General features: G+C 72.4%; 13 protein-coding genes and 3 pseudogenes. 4 read left to right on the top strand and 12 right to left on the bottom strand.

All coding sequences use genetic code 11. The annotated features are described in order from the left end of the window. From AB0F15_RS12900 to AB0F15_RS12925, 6 genes and pseudogenes are all read right to left on the bottom strand, one after another. Positions 1–197, bottom strand: a pseudogene (locus AB0F15_RS12900) (HNH endonuclease); the annotation flags it as partial. 87 nt (positions 198–284) lie between these two features. Continuing rightward, the gene (locus AB0F15_RS12905; protein ID WP_360269479.1) at positions 285–962 is read right to left on the bottom strand and encodes a flavin reductase family protein; all 678 of its coding nucleotides are present in this window, start codon (positions 960–962) and stop codon (positions 285–287) included. A 104-nt stretch (positions 963–1066) separates the two neighbouring features. After that, a complete protein-coding gene (locus tag AB0F15_RS12910) occupies positions 1067–1885 on the bottom strand; it encodes a xanthine dehydrogenase family protein subunit M (RefSeq protein WP_360269481.1) in 819 nt (272 codons plus the stop codon). Continuing rightward, positions 1882–2352: a (2Fe-2S)-binding protein gene (locus tag AB0F15_RS12915; protein WP_360269483.1), complete on the bottom strand. Its 471-nt coding sequence runs from the start codon at positions 2350–2352 to the stop codon at positions 1882–1884. Before AB0F15_RS12915 ends, AB0F15_RS12910 begins: the two co-directional genes overlap by 4 nt. Continuing rightward, positions 2349–4613 carry a xanthine dehydrogenase family protein molybdopterin-binding subunit gene (locus tag AB0F15_RS12920; RefSeq protein WP_360269485.1) on the bottom strand — a complete coding sequence of 755 codons (2265 nt, stop codon included), beginning with the start codon at positions 4611–4613 and terminating at the stop codon, positions 2349–2351. Before AB0F15_RS12920 ends, AB0F15_RS12915 begins: the two co-directional genes overlap by 4 nt. 31 nt (positions 4614–4644) lie before the next feature. Then, positions 4645–5400 carry a sulfite exporter TauE/SafE family protein gene (locus AB0F15_RS12925; protein ID WP_360269486.1) on the bottom strand — a complete coding sequence of 252 codons (756 nt, stop codon included), beginning with the start codon at positions 5398–5400 and terminating at the stop codon, positions 4645–4647. A 277-nt stretch (positions 5401–5677) separates the two neighbouring features. On the opposite strand from AB0F15_RS12925, the gene AB0F15_RS12930 reads away from it, so the two are divergent. Both AB0F15_RS12930 and AB0F15_RS12935 read left to right on the top strand, forming a co-directional pair. After that, entirely contained in the window at positions 5678–8743 is a 3066-nt protein-coding gene (locus tag AB0F15_RS12930; RefSeq protein ID WP_360269488.1) for a discoidin domain-containing protein, read from the top strand. 82 nt (positions 8744–8825) lie between these two features. Then, complete coding sequence (locus tag AB0F15_RS12935; RefSeq protein WP_360269489.1) at positions 8826–9872, top strand: LacI family DNA-binding transcriptional regulator; 1047 nt, start codon at positions 8826–8828, stop codon at positions 9870–9872. Here the strand turns inward: AB0F15_RS12935 and AB0F15_RS12940 are convergent. Both AB0F15_RS12940 and AB0F15_RS12945 read right to left on the bottom strand, forming a co-directional pair. Beyond that, positions 9815–12736 (bottom strand): glycoside hydrolase family 3 C-terminal domain-containing protein, encoded by a 2922-nt coding sequence (locus tag AB0F15_RS12940; protein WP_360269490.1) that lies wholly within the window; start codon positions 12734–12736, stop codon positions 9815–9817. The genes AB0F15_RS12935 and AB0F15_RS12940 overlap by 58 nt on opposite strands. After that, on the bottom strand, positions 12733–14439 hold the full coding sequence (locus tag AB0F15_RS12945; RefSeq protein WP_360269492.1) for a discoidin domain-containing protein: 1707 nt from the start codon (positions 14437–14439) through the stop codon (positions 12733–12735). The genes AB0F15_RS12940 and AB0F15_RS12945 overlap by 4 nt, the downstream gene beginning before the upstream one ends. Positions 14440–14915: 476 nt before the next feature. Between AB0F15_RS12945 and AB0F15_RS12950 the strand changes: the two genes are divergently transcribed. Continuing rightward, positions 14916–17129 carry a discoidin domain-containing protein gene (locus AB0F15_RS12950; RefSeq protein WP_360269494.1) on the top strand — a complete coding sequence of 738 codons (2214 nt, stop codon included), beginning with the start codon at positions 14916–14918 and terminating at the stop codon, positions 17127–17129. 108 nt (positions 17130–17237) lie between these two features. On the opposite strand, the pseudogene AB0F15_RS12955 reads toward AB0F15_RS12950, so the two are convergent. Both AB0F15_RS12955 and AB0F15_RS12960 read right to left on the bottom strand, forming a co-directional pair. Next, positions 17238–17534: pseudogene (locus AB0F15_RS12955) on the bottom strand (FAD-dependent monooxygenase); the annotation flags it as partial. Continuing rightward, positions 17531–18400: pseudogene (locus tag AB0F15_RS12960) on the bottom strand (MBL fold metallo-hydrolase); the annotation flags it as partial. The pseudogenes AB0F15_RS12960 and AB0F15_RS12955, both read right to left, overlap by 4 nt. Before the next feature lie 85 nt (positions 18401–18485). Between AB0F15_RS12960 and AB0F15_RS12965 the strand changes: the two are divergent. Next, a complete protein-coding gene (locus AB0F15_RS12965) occupies positions 18486–19016 on the top strand; it encodes a MarR family transcriptional regulator (protein WP_360269496.1) in 531 nt (176 codons plus the stop codon). Here the strand turns inward: AB0F15_RS12965 and ribA are convergent. Together ribA and AB0F15_RS12975 are read right to left on the bottom strand one after the other, a co-directional pair. After that, positions 19013–19624 (bottom strand): GTP cyclohydrolase II, encoded by a 612-nt coding sequence (gene ribA, locus AB0F15_RS12970; protein WP_360269755.1) that lies wholly within the window; start codon positions 19622–19624, stop codon positions 19013–19015. The genes AB0F15_RS12965 and ribA overlap by 4 nt on opposite strands. Before the next feature lie 126 nt (positions 19625–19750). Then, positions 19751–20812 carry a cobalamin-independent methionine synthase II family protein gene (locus AB0F15_RS12975; protein WP_360269497.1) on the bottom strand — a complete coding sequence of 354 codons (1062 nt, stop codon included), beginning with the start codon at positions 20810–20812 and terminating at the stop codon, positions 19751–19753. Between the last annotated feature and the right edge of the window lie 128 nt (positions 20813–20940).

Below are 20940 nucleotides of genomic sequence, written 5' to 3' on the forward strand. Positions count from 1 at the left end.
TGCTTCGGGACATCGCCGAGGTGTTCCAGCAACCGGGCCACAGAACGATACCCGAACAGCTCCAGCACGCCCCGCTGCTCGATTTCCACCAGCAGAGCACCAAGTTCAGCCTCAGCAGAACGCATACACGCAAGCAGCGCACCGATACGGTCGGCCAAAGCCACCGCATCGGCTCGCTGCATCACGTCGCTGGACATACCTTCAAACTACCCGAGAATCGAACAGGAGTTCATCACTCGATCGGGCGTAACTGCCCAGTGCGGCCTCGCAAGAAACCCTCAGCTTCACAGCCCACGCGCCCCGGCACCTCGAGCCCGCTCGATATCCGGTCCACGGTAAAGCCGCTCAGGGATCCGGGCCAACGTCGAAGGGTGAACCTGCTCCCCCAGACCGTAAAGCTTCTGAAAGCTCATGATGAGCGGCCGCCAGGCGTCCGGGTCGATGTGGTCGTCGGTGCCGGCCAGGCGGATGTCCTCGTGCACGAACACCCGCTGCACGCGCACCTCGAAAGCGACGATGCCGCCGTCGTCGGCCACCGGGTGCGTTGCCTCGACGACCGCCTCCATGGCCACCGGGCACTCGGCGATCCGTGGGGGCGCCACCGTCTCCGACGGCACCGGCGTCAGGCCCGCGCGTCCGAACTTGTCCGCGACGTGGCGGTAACCGCGCTGCTGCTTGCCCGGCGGTACCGGATCGGAGCCAGTCGTCAGTGCCAGGCGGTCGACGGCGGCGGCGAGGGTGTCCGAAGGCAGGTTGAGGACGCATTCGCGGGTGCGCAGCAGGTTCCGGGCGGTCTTCGAACGGGCCCCGAGCCCGAGCATCGCCCGCCAGCCGAGCCAGAACGCGGACGACATCGGGGCCAGGTTGGCCGAACCGTCTTCGTTGGTGCTGGAAACGAGGACCACCGGGGTGCCGAAGTACAGGATGCCGGGCTCGATGGCCGTGTGCGCCACAGTTTTCACCCGGTCGATCCTGCCGTCCACACGGGACTCGTCGCTGGCGGGAATCGGCCATCACGCTTCGCCGAAAGCGTGATGGCCGCCCGAAACCGGGAAAGCCCCGGTGCTCAGGTCCGCGAAGCCGCCTGCGTCAGCGCCCGCCGGGTCAGCACCCTCGCCAGGTGACGCCGGTACTCCGCCGTCGCGTGGGGTTCGTCCGGCGGGTTCGTGCCCTCCGCCGCCAGGGCCGCCGCGTCCTCGATCGACCGCCCCGCGGCCAGTGCCTCCTCCGTCGCCGTCGCGCGCAGCGGTACGCCGCCCATGTTCACCAGGCCGACGCGGCCACCGACGGCCGCCACCCCGACCATCGCCCAGTCGATCGCGCGGCGGGTGAACTTCTCGAAGCCCCAGCCCAGTCCCGTCTGGGCCGGGAACCGGACCTCGGTCAGCAGCTCGTCCGCCGCCAGCGGCGTCGTGAACGGGCCGAGGAAGAACTCCGCCGCCGGGATGCGGCGCTCCCCCGCTGGGCCGCGGGCCACCAGCACCGCGTCGGACGCCAAGACCGCCGCGGGCAGGTCCGCCGCCGCGTCCGCGTGCACCAGCGATCCGCCGATCGTGCCGCGGTGGCGGACCTGACGGTCGCCGACCTCGCCGGACACGTGGGCCAGCAGCGGCGCGTGCTCCCGCAGCACCGGGTCCCGCGCCAGGTCGCTGTACCGGGACAGCGCGCCGACCACGACGTCGCCGCCGTCGAGCCGGACGTACCGCAGCTCGCCGAGCGGCCCGATGTCCACCAGGTACTCCGGCGCGGCCAGCCGCAGCTTCATCAGCGGCAGCAGGGAATGCCCGCCCGCCAGCACCTTGGCCTCGTCGCCGTGCGTGGCCAGCAACGCCAGCGCCTCGTCCACTGTGGACGCCCGTTCGTAGCGGAACTCGGCGGGGATCACCGGTCCACCTCCTGTCCCGAAGCGTCGATCACGGCGCTGACGATGTTGTGGTAACCCGTGCAGCGACACAGGTTGCCCTCGAGCCCGGCCCGGACGTCGTCGCGGGTCGGCCGGGGGTTGTCGGCCAGCAGCGAAACCGACGCCATGATCATCCCCGGCGTGCAGAACCCGCACTGCAGGCCGTGCTGCTCGCGGAACGCCCGCTGCACCGGGTGCAGGTCACCGTCCGCACCGGACAGTCCTTCGACGGTGGTGACGGCGTGGCCGTCGGCCTGCGCGGCCAGCACCGTGCAGGACTTGACCGACTCGCCGTCCAGCAGCACCGTGCAGGCGCCGCAGGACGTGGTGTCGCAGCCGATGTTCGTGGCGGTGAGCCCGGCGGTTTCGCGCAGGAAGTGCACCAGCAGCGTCCGGTCCGGCACCTCGTCGGTCACCGTCCGCCCGTTGACTTCGATCGAGACCTTCACTGCGCGCTTCCCTTTCCCGCTTCTTCCAGTGCCGCCCACACCCGGATCGGAGTCGTGGGCATGTCCAGGTGCTTGACGCCGCGCGCGCTCAGCGCGTCGATCACGGCGTTGTGCACCGCCGGGGTCGAGCCGATCGTGGCCGCCTCGCCGATTCCCTTGACGCCCAGCAGGTTCCGGTCGGTCGGCGTCACCATGTCGACCAGCTCGAAGTCCGGCAGTTCGGCGGCGGTGACGAACGAGTAGTCCGCCAGGGTCGCCGTCGTCGGGTTGCCGTCCTCGTCGTAGGTGACGACCTCCAGCAGGGCCTGCGCCGCGCCCTGGCCGAGCCCGCCGTGGCGCTGCCCGCGGAAGGTGAGCGGGTTGACGATCGGACCGGCGTCGTCGACGGCGACGATCCGGCGCAGCTCGACCTTGCCGGTCTCGGTGTCGACCTCGACCACCGCGAGGTGCGCGCCGAACGGGAAGGTCGGTTTGCCGTCGCCGAACCAGACGTCGGCGGACAGCTTGCCCCCGGCCGCCCGGCCGGCGACCTCCGCCCAGCTGAGCACCGTGCTCGCCGGGGCGCCGCGGACCTGCCAGACACCGCGGCCGGCATCCAGTTCGAGGTCGTCCGGCGCGGCCTCCAGCAGTTCCGCCGCCAGCTCGCGGGCCTGGGCGATCACCTCGTCGGCCGCCTGCCGGATCGCCGAGCCGCCCAGCTGCAGCGACCGCGAGCCGAACGTGCCGACCGCGTTCGGCACCTCGTCGGTGTCGCCGTGGCGGACGGTGATCTTGTCCAGGGGCACGCCGAGCCGGTCGGCCAGGAGCATGGCCAGCGACGTGCCGAGGCCCTGCCCGTGCGGCGAACTGCCGGTCCAGGCGACGACCGAGCCGTCGGGGTGGATGTCGACGCGGCCGCTCTCCCCGGCACCGTCGCCGCCGGTGATCTCGACGTAGGCGGCGATCCCGAGGCCCAGTTCGACCGGGTCGCCCGCCTCCCGCCGCCGCTGTTGCTCGGCCCGCAGTTCCGCGTACCCGGCGGTGTCGAGCACCTTGTCCAGAGCGGCCGCGTATTCGCCCGTGTCGTACGAAGCCCCGGTCGGCGATTGGTACGGGAACTGCTCGGGCCGGATGAAGTTGACCCGGCGGACCTCGGCCGGGTCCAGCCCGATCTCGGCGGCGAAGCGGTCCATCGCCCGTTCGACGGCGGCCGTCGCCTCCGGACGGCCGGCGCCGCGGTAGGCCCCGATCGGCGTGGTGGTGGTGACGACGGCGCGGCTGCGCGTTTCGACCCGGGGGAACCGGTAGACGCCGACGGCCATCAGCTCGGTCAGCGTCGGCAGCATCAGCAACCGCGGGTACGCGCCGGCATCCTGGATGACGTCGAGGCGGTACGCGAGGACGGTCCCGTCGCGTTTCCCGCCGATGGTCACGGTGTTCTGCTGCGCCCGGCCGTGCGTCATCGCCGTGAGGTTTTCGCTGCGCGACTCGACCCAGCGCACGGCCCGCCCGAGCTGCTTGGCGGCCCAGCCGAGCACAGTGGCCTCGGGGTCCGCGCCGATCTTGGCACCGAACCCGCCGCCGACGTCCGGCGCGATCACCCGCACCGACTCTTCGCCGACGCCGAGGCTCGCGGCCAGCTGCCCCCGGGCCATCTGGGCGTTCTGCGTGGACAGCCAGGCCGTCAGCCTGCCGTCCTCGCCCCACGCGCAGGCGGCGCCGCGCACTTCGAGCGGTGCGGGCGCGACGCGCTGGTTGAGCACGGTCTGGGTGACGACGACTTCGCAGCCGTCGAAGATCGCGTCGTCGAACTCCGCCGCGCCGTGGACCTGGACGACGTTGCTGCCGTGCTCCGGGAACAGCAGCGTCTCGCCCGCCAGGGCCGCGTCGACGGTCACGACGGCCTGCAGCGGCTCGTAGTCGACGTCGACCAGCTCGGCCGCGTCGGCCAGCTGGTAACGCTCTTCGGTGACGACGAGCGCGACGGGTTCGCCGACGTAGCGCACCAGGCCATCGGCCAGCCACGGCTCCGGGAGCGGCCCCGCCGGGTGCGGAGCGAGCCCGAGGTCCGCGGCGGTGAACACGCCGAGCACGCCCGGTGCCTCCTTCGCCGCGCTGACGTCGATGCCCCCGATCCGCGCGTGCGCGATCGGACTGCGCACGAAAACCGCGTGCGCGGCACCGGAAAGCGCTTCCGGTCGCAGATCGTCCACGTAGGTGCCGCCCGCGGTGATCAGATTGCGATCCTCCTGGCGGACCACCCTGGTCCCGACAATGCTCATCTGGTCTCCTGCTCGCCGATAACCCCGCCGATCATGCCCTCAGGCCGAGGACGACCGCCAGACCCAGTCCGCCGATGCCGATCCCGATCCGCAACGGCGTGGCGGGCAGCCGCCGCACGAGGACCGATCCCAGCCACGAGCCGCCGAGCGAGCCGAGGCAGACGGCGAGCGCCGCCGGCCACACGACCTTTCCGGTGATGGCGAAGACGATCGCGGCGAGGAGGTTCGCCGAGCCGGTGATCAGGTTCTTGGCCGCGTTCGTCCGGGCGAGCGGCTGGCTCCACACCGTGACCAGCAGCGCGAGCATGAGCACGCCCGCGGCGGCGCCGAAGTAGCCGCCGTAGATGCCGATCAGGAACGCGATCAGCCCGGTCACCGGGCTGAGGCCGTGGCGGTCCGCCCCTTCGGCCACCCGCCGCAGCCGGGGACCGGCCATCAGCACCAGCGACGCCCCGCCGATCAGCCACGGCACGATGACGGTGAACGCGCCGGACGGCGTCAGCAGCAGCACGAGGCCGCCACACGCGCCGCCGACGGTGGTGATGGCGCAGAGCGGCACGAGGCGGCGCCGCTGCCCGGCCAGCTCGGGCCGTGCCCCGGCGGCGGCACCGGCGGTGGTGCCCAGCATGGCGACGGTGTTGGTGATGTTGGCGGTCACCGGCGGCAGTCCCGCGGCGAGCAGCGCCGGGTAGGACACCAGCGACGCGAGCCCGGCGGTCGCTCCGGTCAGGCCGGCGCCGACCCCGGCCAGCACGAGCAGGAGCAGCACCCACGGGTCGGTGATCACGTTGTCATCTCATCACGCCGCCGCGGCTGTCCAGGCAGGCCGCCACCGTTCGGGCCGGCCCGGCGTTCAGCTCCGCCACCGTTTCGACGCGGTGCCCCGAGGCGCTCTTCGCTTCCGGTGCCTGTCCACCACCGGCACTACGATCGCTGGTATAGGTCGTTATACGGACTTCGGCCGTGTCCGAAACCGGACGGGATCCGGCGCCGGGCTTGCCCGGGGTGATGACGGCGTTCCAGAATCCGCGCTGACAAGGTTGTCAACGAGCGGAGGCCGGGGCATGGGCGAGCTGGACCGGCGGCGGGCGCTCCGCCTCCTGGGCGCGGGCGGAGCGGCGGCTGCCCTGGCGTCGGGCCTGCTCCCGGGCCTCGCCCGGGCGGCGAACGACACGGCGGTACCCGGCACGACAGCGGACGGCACGGCGGCGCCCGGCGGACCGCCCGATCCGGTCGCCGCGACCTACCTGCGCGTGCTGCTGCGGCACACGCGCTGGGCCGAGCAGCAGTTCGACCCGGTCGCCGGCCACTACCCGGCCCGTGACTTCACCTTCGCCGTGGTGCTCGGCAACGCCGTCCTGCTCACCCGCGACGGCTACGACCCGGCGATCGCCGGCGTCGACCGGGACACCCTGCGCGAGCACACCCTCGCCACGATCCGGCACTTCGCCGCGTCGAACCGGCTCGCCGGCGGTACCGAGTGGGGCCGCAAGCTCTTCTTCGACACCACCTTCCAGTCCTACTTCGTGCTCGCGTCCCGTCTCTTGTGGACGGAGCTCGACGAGGCCACCCACCAGGACGTCGAGCACATCACCACCGGACAGGCCGCCTACACCACCGCCCTCGGCACCGGCGACGACCCGGAGTCCGGCGGCTGGACGCCCGACGGCCTGCTCGGCGGGCACATCGGGGACACCAAGCTCGAAGAGATGGGCGTCTACGCCCAGTCGCTGGCCCCCGCGCTCGCGTGGGCACCGGCCGATCCGCGGGCGGCGGCATGGCGGGACGCCTTCGGCGCGTGGAGCCGCAACGAGGCCGGGTTGCCTGCCGCGGACCTGGCCAACCCGCGGCTCGTCGACGGCCGCCCGATCAGCGCGAACACCGCCACCAACCTCTACGACACCTTCCTCGTCGAAAACCACGGTTCGTTCGGCCCGCACTACCAGGAAGAGCTCTGGCGCACGTCCGGCCGCAACGCGATGCACTTCCTCGCCGCCGGCACGCCGCTGCCGGAGGTGCTCACCGCGCAGCCGAACGGCGAACTGCTGTGGCGCACGATGCTGCTGATGACCAGTGACGCCGGCGAACCGCTGATGCCGATGGTCGCGGACCGGGAGCACCTCTACGGCCGCGACGTCATCCCGCTCGCCTTCCGCGCCCAGGTGCTCGGCGACCGCCACGCCGCCCGCGCCGAGGCCGACCTCGCGGCCCGTCTCGAGCCCTACCAGGCCTACGCGCCCGCCGACCGGCTCACGAAGTTCTCCGGCGAACCGAAGTACGAGCCGGAGGCCCGCGCCGAACTCGCGATCAGCTACCTGCTGCACGAGTGGCGCGCCGCCCACGGCGGCCCGGTCGTCCCCGTGAGCGAGCGCGAGTTCGCCGCCCACGCGGCCGGGGTCGCCGACTTCGGTGCCGGGCCGGGCCTGCTGGCCCACCGCTCCCCCGCCGCCTGGGCCGGGACGGTCAGCAAGCCCGGCTTCGTGAAGTTCGCCTGGCAGCCGCACCACGACGACTGGCTGTTCGTGCTCGGCGGCGCGAACCCGATGCTGCTCCCGGCCACGAACCTCGTCGTGCGAGAACGGCACGCCACCACGTTCACGGAGGTCCGCGACGGTTTCGACGGCACGGTCGGCGTCCTGCGCTTCGACAGCGGGTGTGCCGCGCTCGCCACCCTGCCGACCGGTGCCGCCGTCTACGCCAGCACCGGCGTCGCCGCGCGCGAGGGCGTGCTGAACGTGCACAACCTCGTGATGCCCGGCGTGCCGGGCCTCGACGGCGACCGCACCTACACCGCCGCCGAAGGGACCGTGACGGTGAAAGCGGCGGCCGCTCCTGCCGGTGCGCGGACCGACGAGCTGACGTTCACCCCGGTCACCGCGCGGCACGTCCGCATGCTCGGCGTCGAACCGGACCCGCAGTACGGCTACTCGCTCTGGGCGTTCGAGGTCCGCGACGGCGACGGACCGGACCTGGCCGGGACCGGGACGGCAGCGGCCTCGTCGGCGTCGGCGGGCAAGGAGGCGAAGTACGCCGTCGACGGCAACGCGGCGACCCGCTGGGCGGTGTCCACATCGGACCGCCCGCGCGCGGACAGCTGGCTGGCCGTCGACCTCGGCGCGCCGAGGGCCGTCGACCGCGTGCGGCTGAGCTGGGAGGCCGCCGCCGGGCGGGAGTACCGGATCGAGACGTCGCCGGACGGCGTGACCTGGACGTCCGTGGCGAGCTATCCGGTGCCCGCGCTGCGCAGCACGGGCGGCAGGCTCGACATCGACGGCCGCGCCGGGATCACCGTCGCGGGCCCGAACCCGATCACCGTCACCGGCGACCGCGTCACGCTCTCCGGCGGCCCGGCCGCCCCGTTCGTCGCCGAGCTGCGCCCCGGTCCGCCGCAGGCTTCCGGCCGGGTCACCACCGGCGCGACCGCGGTCGAAGCCACCGTCACCGACGGCTTCCTCGTGCTGCTGAACCTCGGCGGCGCCGCGGTGCGCGGCACCGTGACCCTCCCGGGGGAAACCCGGCTGTACCGCGGCGAGCAAACCGTCACCCGGACGGGCACGGAACTGTCCTACGCGCTGGCTCCGGCGGAAGGGCGCATCGAACCGCCGCGGTTCACCGTGCGGGGCCCGGCCGGGCTGAAAGCCGTCGTCCGCGACGCGAGCCGGGTCGAGCTCACCGCCCCGGCCGGGGTGCTGCCGGTGCTCGTCACCGTGACGCCGGCCGGTGGTCGCGCGCGGCCGGTGCTGCTGCCACCAGGGCGGACCGTGCCGGTCGTCTTCGGCGATGTCCGCCCGTACCCGCTGGCCGACCACGCACTCGGCCGGACCACCTTCCCCGCCGAACCCCTGCCGCCGGGCATGTCCAGCCCCGCGGCCGCCGTCGACGACGACCCCACGACGGCGTGGCGGCCGGGGCCGGACGGCCGGCTGGTGGTCGACCTCGGGGCGGTGACGGCGGTTTCCGCGGTCGAACTGACCTGGACGCCCGGGCGCAGACCGGCGGCGACGGTGGAAACCAGCGTCGACGGCGTCACCTACCGGACGGCGGCCGACGGGCCGGCCCGGTACGTCGCCATTCGCACGAACTGGCGGACCGGGGACGCGAGCCTCACCCGGCTGTCCGTGCGGACTTGATCGATCTCGCACCGGTCCCAGCGGGCCCGCGGGCGGGTACCTTGGCACCACAGGGCTTGCCACCCCCCGCTCGGGAGGACGGATGCGCGTCACGATCGCCGAGGTCGCCCGCCGCGCGCGGGTGAGCAAGACGACCGTGTCGAGGGTGCTCAACAACAAGGCCGACGTGGACGCGGCCACCGCGATCCGGGTGCGCGAGGTGATCGCCGCGACCGGGTACATCCCGAGCGCCGGCGCGGTCGGCCTGGCCCGCGGGGTGACGCGCACGGTCGGCATGCTGGTGCCGGGGCTGACGTGGCCGTGGATGGGCGAGGTGCTGCAGGGCGTCGCCGACGTCGTGGAGTCGAAGGGCTACGGCCTGCTGCTGTCGACCGCCAACCGCGGCGCCGATTCCCTCGGCGAGTTCTCGCGCCAGGTTTCGGCGAAGGCGTTCGACGGGCTCCTGCTGGTGGAACCGCCGGACGCGGTGCGGCACCTGCGGGTGCTGCACGACTCGGGACTGCCGGTGGTGGTGATCGACGACCGCGGCCGCCGTCCCGCGTTCCCGTCGGTGGGCACGGACAACCGGCAGGGTGGCGCGTCCGCGGCCCGGCACCTCCTGGGCACCGGCCGCACCCGGTTCGCGACCGTCACCGGGCCCCACGACTTCGGCTGCACCGCCGATCGGCTCAACGGCTTCAACGACGTCGTCCGCGACGCGGGCCTGACCCTCGACCCGCGGCTGATCATCGAAGGCGACTTCACGAGCGAAAGCGGTGAGGCGGCGATCCTCCAGCTCCTGGAAACGGGCCCGGAGTTCGACGCGGTCTTCGCGCACAACGACCTCACCGCGGCGGGCGTGCTCGCCGGCCTGCGCAAGTCCGGCCGCGCGGTGCCGGGGGACGTCGCCGTCGTCGGCTTCGACGACATCCCCCTGGCCGCGCACACCCAGCCGCCGCTCACCACGATCCGCCAGCCGCTGCGGCGGATGGGCGAGGCGGCGGCCGGGCTGCTGCTGGACCGGCTGGCCGGCGCGCCGTCCCCGGACGGCCCGCTGATCGTCCCGACGTCGCTGGTGATCCGGGAATCGACTCAGGAGACGGTCAGCGCCGCCGACAGCGGCACGGTGCGTGACGAGTCACCGACGTAGACGCGGTACTGGCCCGCGTTCGTCGTCCACGAGCCGGTCCAGTGCGCGAGGTCCCGCGGCGTGAGCGGGAACGACACCTGAGCGCTCTGCCCGGCGTTCAGCTGGACCTTCTTGAACCCCTTCAGCTGCTTGGGTGGCTCACCGTTGCCGGCCGGCTGGCCGACGTAGAGCTGGACGACGTCGGCGCCCGCGCGGGTGCCCGTGTTGGTCACCGTGGCCGTCACGGTCGCGGTGCCGTTCGTGCCCTGCGGGGTGACGACCAGGTTCGAGAACCCGAACGTCGTGTAGGACAGCCCGAAGCCGAACGGGAACAGCGGCTCGAGGTTGCGGCTGTCGTACCAGCGGTAGCCGACGTCGAGACCTTCCGAGTACTCGATCCGGTCGTTCGCGCCGGGGAACTGCTGGACGTTCGCCGTCGGCAGGTCGGCGAGCTGCTTCGGGAAGCTGATCGGCAGCTTGCCCGACGGGTTGACGTCGCCGTAGAGCAGCGACGCCAGCGCGTTGCCGTTCTCCTGGCCCGGGTACCAGCCCTCGAGCACCGCGGCGACCTTGCCCAGCCACGGCATGGTCACCGCCGACCCCGTGTTGAGCACGACGACCGTGCGCGGGTTGGCCGAGGCGACCGCGTCGATCAGGTCTTTCTGCTGGTTCTGCAGGTCGATCGTGTCGAGGTCCTGGGACTCGGACTCGCCGTAGCTGGCGAACACGACGGCGACGTCGGCGGTGCGAGCCGCCGCGACCGCCGCCGGGACGTCCGGCGTCTGCACGTGCTCACCCGCGCCGTCCACATAGGACACCGTGACGCCGGACCCGGCGCGGGCCTTGATGCCGTTGATCGGGTTCACCGACGCCGGCGACGGGTTGACCTTGGCGCTGCCGCCGCCGATGTTCTGCGGGTCGATCCCGTCGCCGCCGGAAAGCGCGATCGACTTGGTCGACGCGGTCAGCGGCAGGACGCCGGTGTTCTTCAGCAGCACCGAACCGGCCGCGGCGACGTCCCGCGCGGTGGCGACGTTCGCCGCAGTGGTCACGACCGACTGCGGCGTCCCCCGGCGGGCTCGGTCGAAGACGCCGAACCGGAACATCTGGGTCAGCACCCGCCGGACCATGTCGTCGACGCGGACCTGCGTGACCTCACCGCGCGAGACGGCGTCGAGCAGGCCCTGGCCGAAGAAGGCGCCGCCGGGCATCTCCATGTCGAGGCCGCCGTTGGCCAGCTGCCGCGGACCACCGGTCGCCGAACCCCAGTCGGAGCCGACGAAGCCGCCCCAGCCGGTGTCCTGCTTGATCGCGTTCGTCAGCACCCCGGCGTTCTGGCACGCCGGGACGCCGTTGATCCGGTTGTAGGCGCACATCATCGACGCGACCTGGCCCTGGCTCGCCACCTGCTGGAACGCGGGCAGGTACAGCTCGTGCAGCGTCCGGTCGTCGATGATCACGTTGTCCGACGGCGTGCCGCGCGACGCCCCGGCCTCGACGTTGTACGCGGCCGCGTGCTTGGCCTGCGCCATGACGCCCTGGCTCTGGATGCCCTGGATCGTCGAGGTCCCGGCCGCCCCGGCGAGGTACGGGTCCTCGCTGTAGGTCTCGAAGTTGCGGCCCCAGCGCGGGTCGCGGACCAGGTTGATCGTCGGGCCGAGGGCGATGTCGACGCCCTTGCCCGCGAACTCGGCGCCCATCGCGGTGCCGTACCGGTTCAGCAGCGCGGTGTCCCAGGTCGCGGCGGCCGACACCGGCGCCGGGAACTGGGTGACGCCGTCGAGGCCGTCGCCGACCCCGGCCGGGCCGTCCTGCAGGCCGAGCGCCGGGATGCACAGCTCCGGCACCGCGTCGGTGTTGCCGATGTAGGGCCCGGTCGCGCCGTTGCCGTGCAGCACCTTGACCTTCTGCTGCGGGGTCATCGCCGCCATCAGCTGGTTGACGCGGTCGGCGACCGGTGCGGTGGACCCCACCCACGGGCAGCCACCCGGGTTGGTGGGAGTGGTCGTCGGCGGGGCACTGTCGGACGTGTGGACAGCGAATTCCCACAGCGAGACACCCCACTGGGTCGCCCGCGCGGTGGCGTTGAGCCGGACGTACCTCGCGGTCCCCGAGACGGCCGGGTGTTCGGTGCCGCCCGCGCCGGTCACGGTCGCCGCGGTGGTCCACGACGAGCCGTCGGCGGACAGCTGGATCGTGTACGCGCTCGCGTACGCCGCCTCCCACGTCAGGTCGACGCCGCACACCGGTCGCGCGCTGCCCAGGTCGACCTGGATCGACTGCGGGTCCGCGGCCAGGCTCGACCACCGCGTGCCGAGGTCGCCGTCGAACGCCGCCGAAGCCGGGAAGGCGCCGGACTGGACGCTGGAGGCCGTCGCCGGTTGCCGCAGCGCCGCGTTCGCGCTGCCGCACGCCTGGGTGGCACCATCGCCGAAGACCTGGAACTCCCACAGCGACACGCCCCACTGGGTGGCTCGCGCGGTGGTGGTCAGCCGGACGTACCGGCCGCTGCCGGTCACCGGCAGCGTCTGCGTGCCGCCGGTGCCCGTCGTCGTCGAGTACACAGTGGACCACTGGCTGCCGTCGGCCGACGCCTGGATGGTGAACGCCTTGGCGTAGGCGGCCTCCCACTGGAGCACGACCTGGTTGAGCGGGTGCGACGCGCCGAGGTCGACCTGCAGCGTCTGCGGGTCGGCGGCCAGGCTCGACCAGCGGGTGCCGGGGTCGCCGTCGACCACGGCGGAAGCCGGGAAGGCGGCGTTCTCGGTGGAGGACGCGGTCACGGCGTGCCCTTGCGAGAGCAGCGCCGGGGCTGCCTGGGCGGTGAACAGCGGCGCGGTGAGCAGGCCTGCGGCGACCACGGCGCCGAGAGCCAGCCGCTTCACTGGTACACCCGGACGTAGTCGATCACCATGTCCTGCGGGAGCACGGTCCCGGCTCCCGGCGGGCCGGGGAAGTCACCGCCGATGGCGTTGTTGAGGATGAGGAAGAACGGGTGGTCGTACACCCACGGCCCGCGCGTGCTCTCCACGGTGTCGCGATTGATCGTCTCGAACGCGTTTCCGTCGACGGAGAAGGTCATGTGCGACGCGTCCCAGTCGAGGCCGAAGCGGTGGAAGCCCGCGGAGACGTCCTGGCCGAGGTCGTAGGGCGCGCCGACGCCGCCCGCGCCGTTGTAGGCCGGGGCGTGGATCGTCGAGTAGGCGAGGTTCGGCGCCTTGCCGACGTGCTCCATGATGTCGATCTCACCGCAGTTCGGCCACGGCGTGCCGCTGAAGAAGTTCGCGCCCAGCAGCCAGAACGCGGGCCACAGCCCTTGCGTGCCGGACACCTTGATGTTCGCCTCGACGTGGCCGTAGGTGAAGCTGAACTTGCCGGCGGTGTTGATCCGGCCGGAGGTGTACTGGCAGGTGCCGCTGCCGCTGATCGGGTCGACCGGGCACGCGCTGCCCGGGGTGGCTTCGCGGCGGACCTGGATGACGAGGTTGCCGCGGCCGTCCTGCTTGGCGTTGTTGTTGTTCGTGTAGTACTCGAGCTCGTTGTTGACACCGGCGCCGGTCTCGGCGGTCCACTTGCTCGCGTCCGGGGTCGCGCCCGCGGCGCCGTTGAACTCGTCGCTCCAGACCAGCGTGCCCGGGAAGTGCGGCGCCGGCGGCGTGGCCGGGGGCGGGGTCGGGTTGCCTCCCGTGCCGTAGACGTCGAAGCCCCACAACGAGTAGCCGTAGCCGTTGGAGCGGGCGGTGCCGTACATCCGGACGTACCGGCCGGAACCGTTGACGGTCAGCGTCTCCTTGAAGCCCTTGCCGGTCGTGGTCGAGTGGATCGAGGTCCAGTTCGCGTTGTCGTTCGACACCTGGAGCTGGTAGGCGACCGCGTAGGCCGGGTCCCACTGCAGGACGACCTGGTGGATCGCGGCGGGCGCGCCGAGGTCGACGGTGAGCCAGCCCGGGTCGACCCAGCCGGTGGTCGCGCTGGTCGCCCAGCGCGTGGCCGGGTCGTGGTCGAACGCCTTCGCCGGGAGACAGCCAGGGCAGGCGCCGTCGTCCTGGGACGAAGACGCCGTGCCGGGCTTCCCGTAGGACAGCAGGACGTCACCGGGCTGGGTCGTGCCGCCCCCGCCGTAGACCTGGAACTCCCAGAGCGAATAGCCGTACTGCGTGGCGCGCTGGGTGCCGGTGAGCCGGACGTACCGGCCGCTGCCGGTGACGTTCAGCGTCTGGGTGCCGCCGGACGCGGTGGTGGTCGAATACAGCGTGCTCCACGTACCGCCGTCGGTGGACGCCTGGATGGTGAAAGCCTTGGCGTAGGCGGCTTCCCAGTTGAGGACGATCTGGGACAGCTGCTGGGTCGAGCCGAGGTCCACCTGCAGCGTCTGGGGGTCGCCGAAAGCGCTGGACCAGCGGGTACCCGGGTCGCCGTCGACCGCGGCCGAGGCCGGGAAGGCAGCGGATTCGGTCGAGGACGCCGTCACCGGACGGCCTTGGGAGAGCAGCAGGGGCGCAGCCTGCGCGACCGGGGCGGTCAGCAGGGCGGCCAGGGTCAGGGCGAGGACGGCGAGAACCCGGGTCCTCGGCATGCGGCGTTGCATGGGCACCTCCACGGCGAACCGGCACCGGGGCGGCCTTGCCCCGGTGCGGATCGGCTCACGTGGTCCTCGGCGCGGGTGTGGGGTTCCCGGCCTTCGGCACGCTCTTAGTTCAAGATATAAATAAAGGACCGTAAAATGTCAACGGTCCTGCGCCGGACGGTCACGGACCACGCGGAAGACTGGTCCGGGCGAGGAGAATCCGCGCCGGAACCTTGACTCCGCCGAACCCGGCGCTGTTAACTGCGAACTCATCGACGGAACCGGTTCCGTGACCGCCACCCGGAGCAGTTCCGCCGCGACAAGCACCTTTCGGGCTGACCGGTTCGCACCTGCTCACCCCCGGTACCGCTCCTCCGGCTCACGGTGCCGGTGGGTGACCCGGCGCGAACCCGTCGCACCACCCGACGCCGGCGCGAGCTGTGGGGCTCGCCCGGTCCGCCGCCTTTCGCCGTCCTCCCGATTCAGCAGGCAGGGTCATGAGATCAACGACGTTCTCCCCGGTACACCGCCTCCTCGTCATCGCCGCCACCTTGGTCACCGCGGTCACCACCGCGGCAGTGGTCGGCTCCGCACCGGCCCAAGCCGCCGCGTGCGGCACCACGAACCTCGCCCAGGGGCATGCCGCGACCGCGTCGTCCACCGAGAACGGCGGGACGCCCGCGTCCGCCGCGGTCGACGGCAACACCGGCACGCGCTGGTCCAGCGCGTTCGGCGACCCGCAATGGCTGCAGGTCGACCTGGGCTCCGCGCAGCAGCTCTGCGACGTGGTGCTCAGCTGGGAAGCCGCCTACGCGAAGGCGTTCACCGTCCAGCTGTCCGCCGACGCCACCGGCTGGACCACGGCGTACTCGACCACCACCGGCACCGGCGGCACGCAGACCGTGCCCGTCACCGGGACCGCCCGATACCTCCGGATCACCGGCACCCAGCGGGCCACGCAGTACGGCTATTCGCTGTGGGAGGTCGCCGCGCACGGCACCGGCGGCACCACCCCGATCCCGCCGACCGATCCACGCAACCCGGACCTCGGGCCGAACGTGTCGGTGTTCGACCCCTCGACCCCGGCCGCGACGGTCCAGAACCGGCTGACGCAGCTCGCGGACCAGCAGCACACCAACCAGTTCGGCAATGAGCGCTATGCGGTGCTCTTCAAGCCGGGCAGCTACGACGCCGACGTCAACCTCGGCTTCTACGAGCAGGTCGCCGGGCTCGGCCTCTCCCCCGACGACGTCAACCTCGACGGCCACGTCCGCGTCGAGGCGGACTGGCTGCAGCAGGGTGACAACCCGGCCAACAAGGGCAACGCGACGCAGAACTTCTGGCGGTCGGCCGAGAACCTGTCGGTGACGCTGCCGGCCGGCCAGGTCGAGCGGTGGGCCGTCGCGCAGGCCGCGCCCTACCGCCGGATGCACCTCAAGGGCAGCCAGATCCAGCTGTGGAACGGCGGCGACGGCTGGGCGAGCGGTGGGCTGATCGCCGACAGCAAGATCGACGGCGTCGCCGTTTCCGGTTCTCAGCAGCAGTTCCTCACCCGCAACAGCGAGCTCGGCGGCTGGCAGGGCGGCGTCTGGAACATGGTGTTCGTCGGCTCGACCGGCACGCCGCCGGCGTCCTTCCCGAACCCGCCGGAGACGGTCGTCGGCCAGACCCCGGTGATCCGCGAGAAGCCGTTCCTCTACGTCGACGGTTCCGGCAGCTACAACGTCTTCGTCCCGGCGGTGCGGCAGAACTCGTCCGGCACCAGCTGGGGCCACGGCGCGCCGGCCGGGCAGTCGATCTCGCTCAGCGAGTTCTACGTCGCGCACCCGTCGGACTCGGCCGCGATGCTGAACGCGGCACTGGCCGCGGGCAAGCACCTGCTCGTGACGCCCGGTGTGTACCACCTCGACCAGGCGCTGAACGTCACGCGCCCGGACACCGTGGTGCTCGGCCTCGGCCTGGCGACGCTGATGCCCACCAACGGGACCGCGGCGATCACGACGTCCGATGTGGACGGGGTGAAGATCGCCGGGCTGCTGATCGACGCGGGCGCGGTGAACTCGCCGGTGCTCGTGCAGGTCGGCCAGCCGGGTTCGGCCACGAACCACGCGGCCGACCCGACGTCCCTGCACGACGTGTTCTTCCGGATCGGCGGCGCGGCCGTCGGGAAGGCGACACAGACGCTGGTGGTCAATTCGAACAACGTCCTCGGCGACCACATGTGGCTGTGGCGCGGCGACCACTCGAACGGCGTCGGCTGGAACGTCAACACCGCGGCCAACGGCCTGGTCGTCAACGGCGCGCACGTCACGATGTACGGTCTGTTCGTCGAGCACTACCAGCAGTACGAGGTGCTCTGGAACGGCAACGGCGGGCGGACGTACTTCTTCCAGAACGAGCTGCCGTACGACCCGCCGGACCAGGCGTCCTGGTCCAGCGGCGGCGGCCGGCAGGGCTGGGCGGCGTACAAGGTGGCCGATTCGGTGACCAGCCACGAAGGCTGGGGCCTGGGCAGCTACTGCTTCTTCGACACGAATCCGTCCATTGTGGCCAGTCACTCGTTCGAAGTGCCGAACACGCCCGGGGTCCGGCTCCACAACGTCGTGTCCGTGTCACTCGGCGGCGTCGGCACGATCGCCCACGTCGTCGACGACACGGGTGACCCCGCGAACACCGGGCACCAGGTGAGCCCGCTCGTCTCCTACCCGTAACACCGCGGCGACGTACGCGTCCGGGCGGACCAGCCAGGCTTCGCCCGGACGCGCGCCCAGGGCGCCGCCCACCGGGATCTCGACCGTCCGGGCTCCCGTGGCCGCCACCGACAGGTTGACGAACGGCGGGAGCGCGGAGCCCGCGTCCGGCAGGGTCAGCGAGAACAGCTCCCGGTCGCGGTGGAACGTCCGCGCGGTCGTCCAGGTCAGCCCTTCCCCGGCGAGGCACCCGGCGCCGAGCGACGCCCAGACGTCGAGGGTGTCCCGCTGGTGGCAGATGGCCTTGGACCCCGCGGGAACGCGCCGCTCGTGCTCGTCGACGAGCACCACCGGCACGCCCCAGCGCGCGAGCAGCAGCGCGGCCGTCCGGCCGACCGGGCCGCTGCCGAGGACCGCGGCTCTCATCCTTGGAGCCGGCCCCACACTTCGCGGTCGCGTTCGGCGGTCCAGATCACCGGCCGCTCGATGCCGGACAGCTCGTCCCACAGCCGCGAGACGTCGAAGGGCAGGCAGTGCTCGAAGATCGGCCACTGGCCGTACTGCTCGTGCAAGGCCGCGTGCGTGCGCTCGAAGGCCTCCTTGAGCATGCCACCGGCGGCGTGCACCGCGCCGGCCTCGCGGAGCATCGTGGTCAGGAAGTGCCGGGTCTGCGCGATGGCGGCGGCGACTGCTTCGCGGCCGCGGCTCACGCCTCCGCGGCCGCCGATCAGCACTTCGGCGTCGAACGCGGCCACCCGGTCCAAAGTGGACGACGCCCAGTCGCGGTGGAACGCGTCGCCGGTGTACAGCGCGGCTTCGGCTTCCACGAGGTCGCCGGCGTAGAGGATCTTCTCGCGGGGCAGCCAGGCGACGATGTCGCCCTCGGTGTGGCCGCGTCCGCAGTACTGCAGGACGAGGTCGCCGCGGTCGCCGCCGAGATCGATGGTGAGCCGGTCGGAGAACGTCAGCGTCGGCCAGGTCAGTCCCGGCACCGACTCCGCGCCCTTCGCCAGCCTCGGCATCCGGCCGAACTCGCTTTCCCAGCCCTCCTTGCCGCGCTCGGCGACCAGGGTGCGGGTGTTCTCGTGGGCGACGATCACGTCGGCGCCGAACGCGGAGGCGCCGAGTACGCGCACGGCGTGGTAGTGGCTCAGCACCAGTTACCGCACGGGCTTGTCGGTGTGCTCCCGCAGTGTGGCGAGCCAGTCGCCGGCCGCCACGGGCGTGGCCAGCGCTTCGAAGCAGACGAGGAAGTCCTCGCCTTCGATCGCGCCGATGTTCGGGTCGCCTTGATCGTCAAAGGATTGACCATCTGACGGTCCAGGCTAGCGCCGCCGGACCCCCGCGCGGAACCCTCCGTCCCCTAACCTGGGCCGCATGACCGACCGACCGGCCGACCTCGACTACCTCTCGTTCGTCGACTACGCGATCGGGAAGACGCAGGCCGAGCTGCCCGCGGTCGACCCGGTGGCGATGCGCCTCGGCCTGACGCTGCACCGGCTGGCCGGCGCGCTGGTCTACGACTGGGAGTCGACGGTCCACCGGCCGCGCGGCTGGAGCTGGGGCGGCTTCCGCGTGCTGTTCGTCCTGTGGCTGGCAGGCCCGCTCGAGTCCCGGCACGCGGCCCGGCTCGCCGGGATGAGCCGCGCGGCGGTGTCGGCGCTGGTCAAGACCCTGGAACGGGACAGCTTGGTGACGCGCGCCCCGGTTCCCCGCGACCGCCGCGCGGTGCAGCTGGCGCTCACGGAAGCGGGCCACGCAGCCGTCGCGGAGGCCTACCAGGAGCACAACCTGCGCGAGCAGGCCTGGGCGGCGTCACTGACCCCCGCGGAACGCACGGTCCTGATCGGACTGCTGGAAAAGCTGACGACGGGCCCCGCGGCGGCCGCGGCTCAGCGCCTGACCTAGCTGGCGATGCCCGGCAGGGTGAGCGTGTGCCCGGTCAGCTCGGCCTTCGCCCGCAGGTACCGGACGTTGTTCTCGGTCGCGAAGACACCGGTCGCGACCTGGCCGCGCACGGCGATCCCGGCCGCCCGCAGCTGCGCCGCCTTGTCCGGGTTGTTCGACAGCAGGTCCACCCGGTCCACCCCGAGCGCGCCCAGCATCTGCGCGGCGACCGTGTAGTCACGGGCGTCCTCGGGCAGGCCGAGCGCGGTGTTCGCGGCGTAGGTGTCGAGGCCGCCGTCCTGCAGGGCGTACGCGTCGAGCTTGTTGTACAGCCCGATCCCCCGGCCCTCCTGGCGCAGGTAGAGCAGGTAGCCGCCGGTCTCGGAGATCCGCGCGACGGCCTCGGCCAGCTGCGGGCCGCAGTCGCAGCGCGCGGACCCGAAGACGTCGCCGGTGAGACACTCGGAGTGGGGCCGCACCAGCGGTACCTCGCCGGGGGTGCCCAGCACGAACGCCAGGTGCTCACCACCGTCGGCCAGGCCGCGGAAGGTGACGGCTTCGGCGTCGACCGCGACGCCGCCGCCGAGCCGCAGCGGAATCCGCACCCGCGTCCGCACCTCGGCCGTCATGCCGTCACCCCTGGAGTCACCCACAAGATCGACCCTACACGAAGTTCAAATTCGAACTCGGCCGTCGCGGGCACCACCGCCGCAACGGCGTGAGCCCGGGGCGGCACCCCCGGGCCCACGCCGTCGTCAGCCGAGCACCTCGGACGCCAGCCGAGTGCCCTCGACCCGGGCCTCGATCTTCGCGAAGGCGATGTCGCGCGAGGTCGACGTGTCGTCGGCGAACGGCGAGAACCCACAGTCGTCGCAGGTGCCCAGCCGGTCGGCCGGCAGGTACTTCGCCGCCGTGAGCACCCGGTCCCGGACCTCCTCCGGGGTCTCCACCCGCGGGTCGATCGGGTCGATGACGCCGACGAAGATCCGCTGGTCCGCCCGGAGGTGATCGGCGATCACCCGCAGCGCGCGCTCCGGGTCGGCTTCACTGGCCAGCTGGACGAAGAAGCGGCCGGCCCGGAGGTCGAACAGCGCCGGCAGCAGACCCGCGTAGTCGACGTCGAGGCTGTGCACGGAGTCCTGGTCGCCGCCCGGGCAGGTGTGGACGCCGATCTTCGCGCGCTCCTCGGCGGTGAACCGGTCGAGCACGGCGTTGTTGAGCTCGACGAACTGCCGCAGCAGCCCGCCGGACGGGTCGAGCTTCAGCGACAGGCGTCCCTCGGTGAAGTCGAGCTGCACGCTGTCCGCGCCCGCGTCGAGGCTGCCCCGGATGTCCGCTTCGGCCTCGTCCACCAGGTCGGCGACGAACTGCTCCTGCGCATAGCCCTCGATGCCGTCGCCCGGGTAGATCAGCGAGAGCGCGGACGCGGCGATCACCGCCTGTTTGACGGGCCGGGTGGTCAGCGCCTTCGCCCGGGTCAGGTACGAGTCCGCGTGGGTGGCGTAGCGGAACGGGCCCGCGGTGAGCCGCGGCAGCTGCCGGGTGTGCCCGTCGGCGAACGGGATGACGACGCCGTCGGGCGCCAGCGCGGCCAGCCCGGCCAGCGGGTACGTCGCGAAGCTCGGCTTGCCCTGCTCGCCGTCGCTCAGCACCGGTGAACCCGTCTCCTCGAACCGGCGGATCGTGTCCGCCAGCGCCCGGCTTTCGAGCTCGGCGAGCGCGGCGGCGTCGATCCGGCCGGCAGCGAACTCGCCGAGCCCTTCGACGAGGTAACCGGGCCGCGGGATGCTCCCGATCGGTTCGGTGGGCAGGGTCATCAAGTCCTCCGGCTGTTTGAAGGGCCCGGCCGGCGCGACCCGGCACGCACGCGGGGAAGCCGGGACCACGCCGGCCCCCAACGGCCGCCCGCGCGGGCGTCCCCTCCGTCGTCCGGGCCGTCACCGGC

This window comes from Amycolatopsis sp. NPDC026612 (assembly GCF_040638285.1).
GTDB lineage: Bacteria > Actinomycetota > Actinomycetes > Mycobacteriales > Pseudonocardiaceae > Amycolatopsis.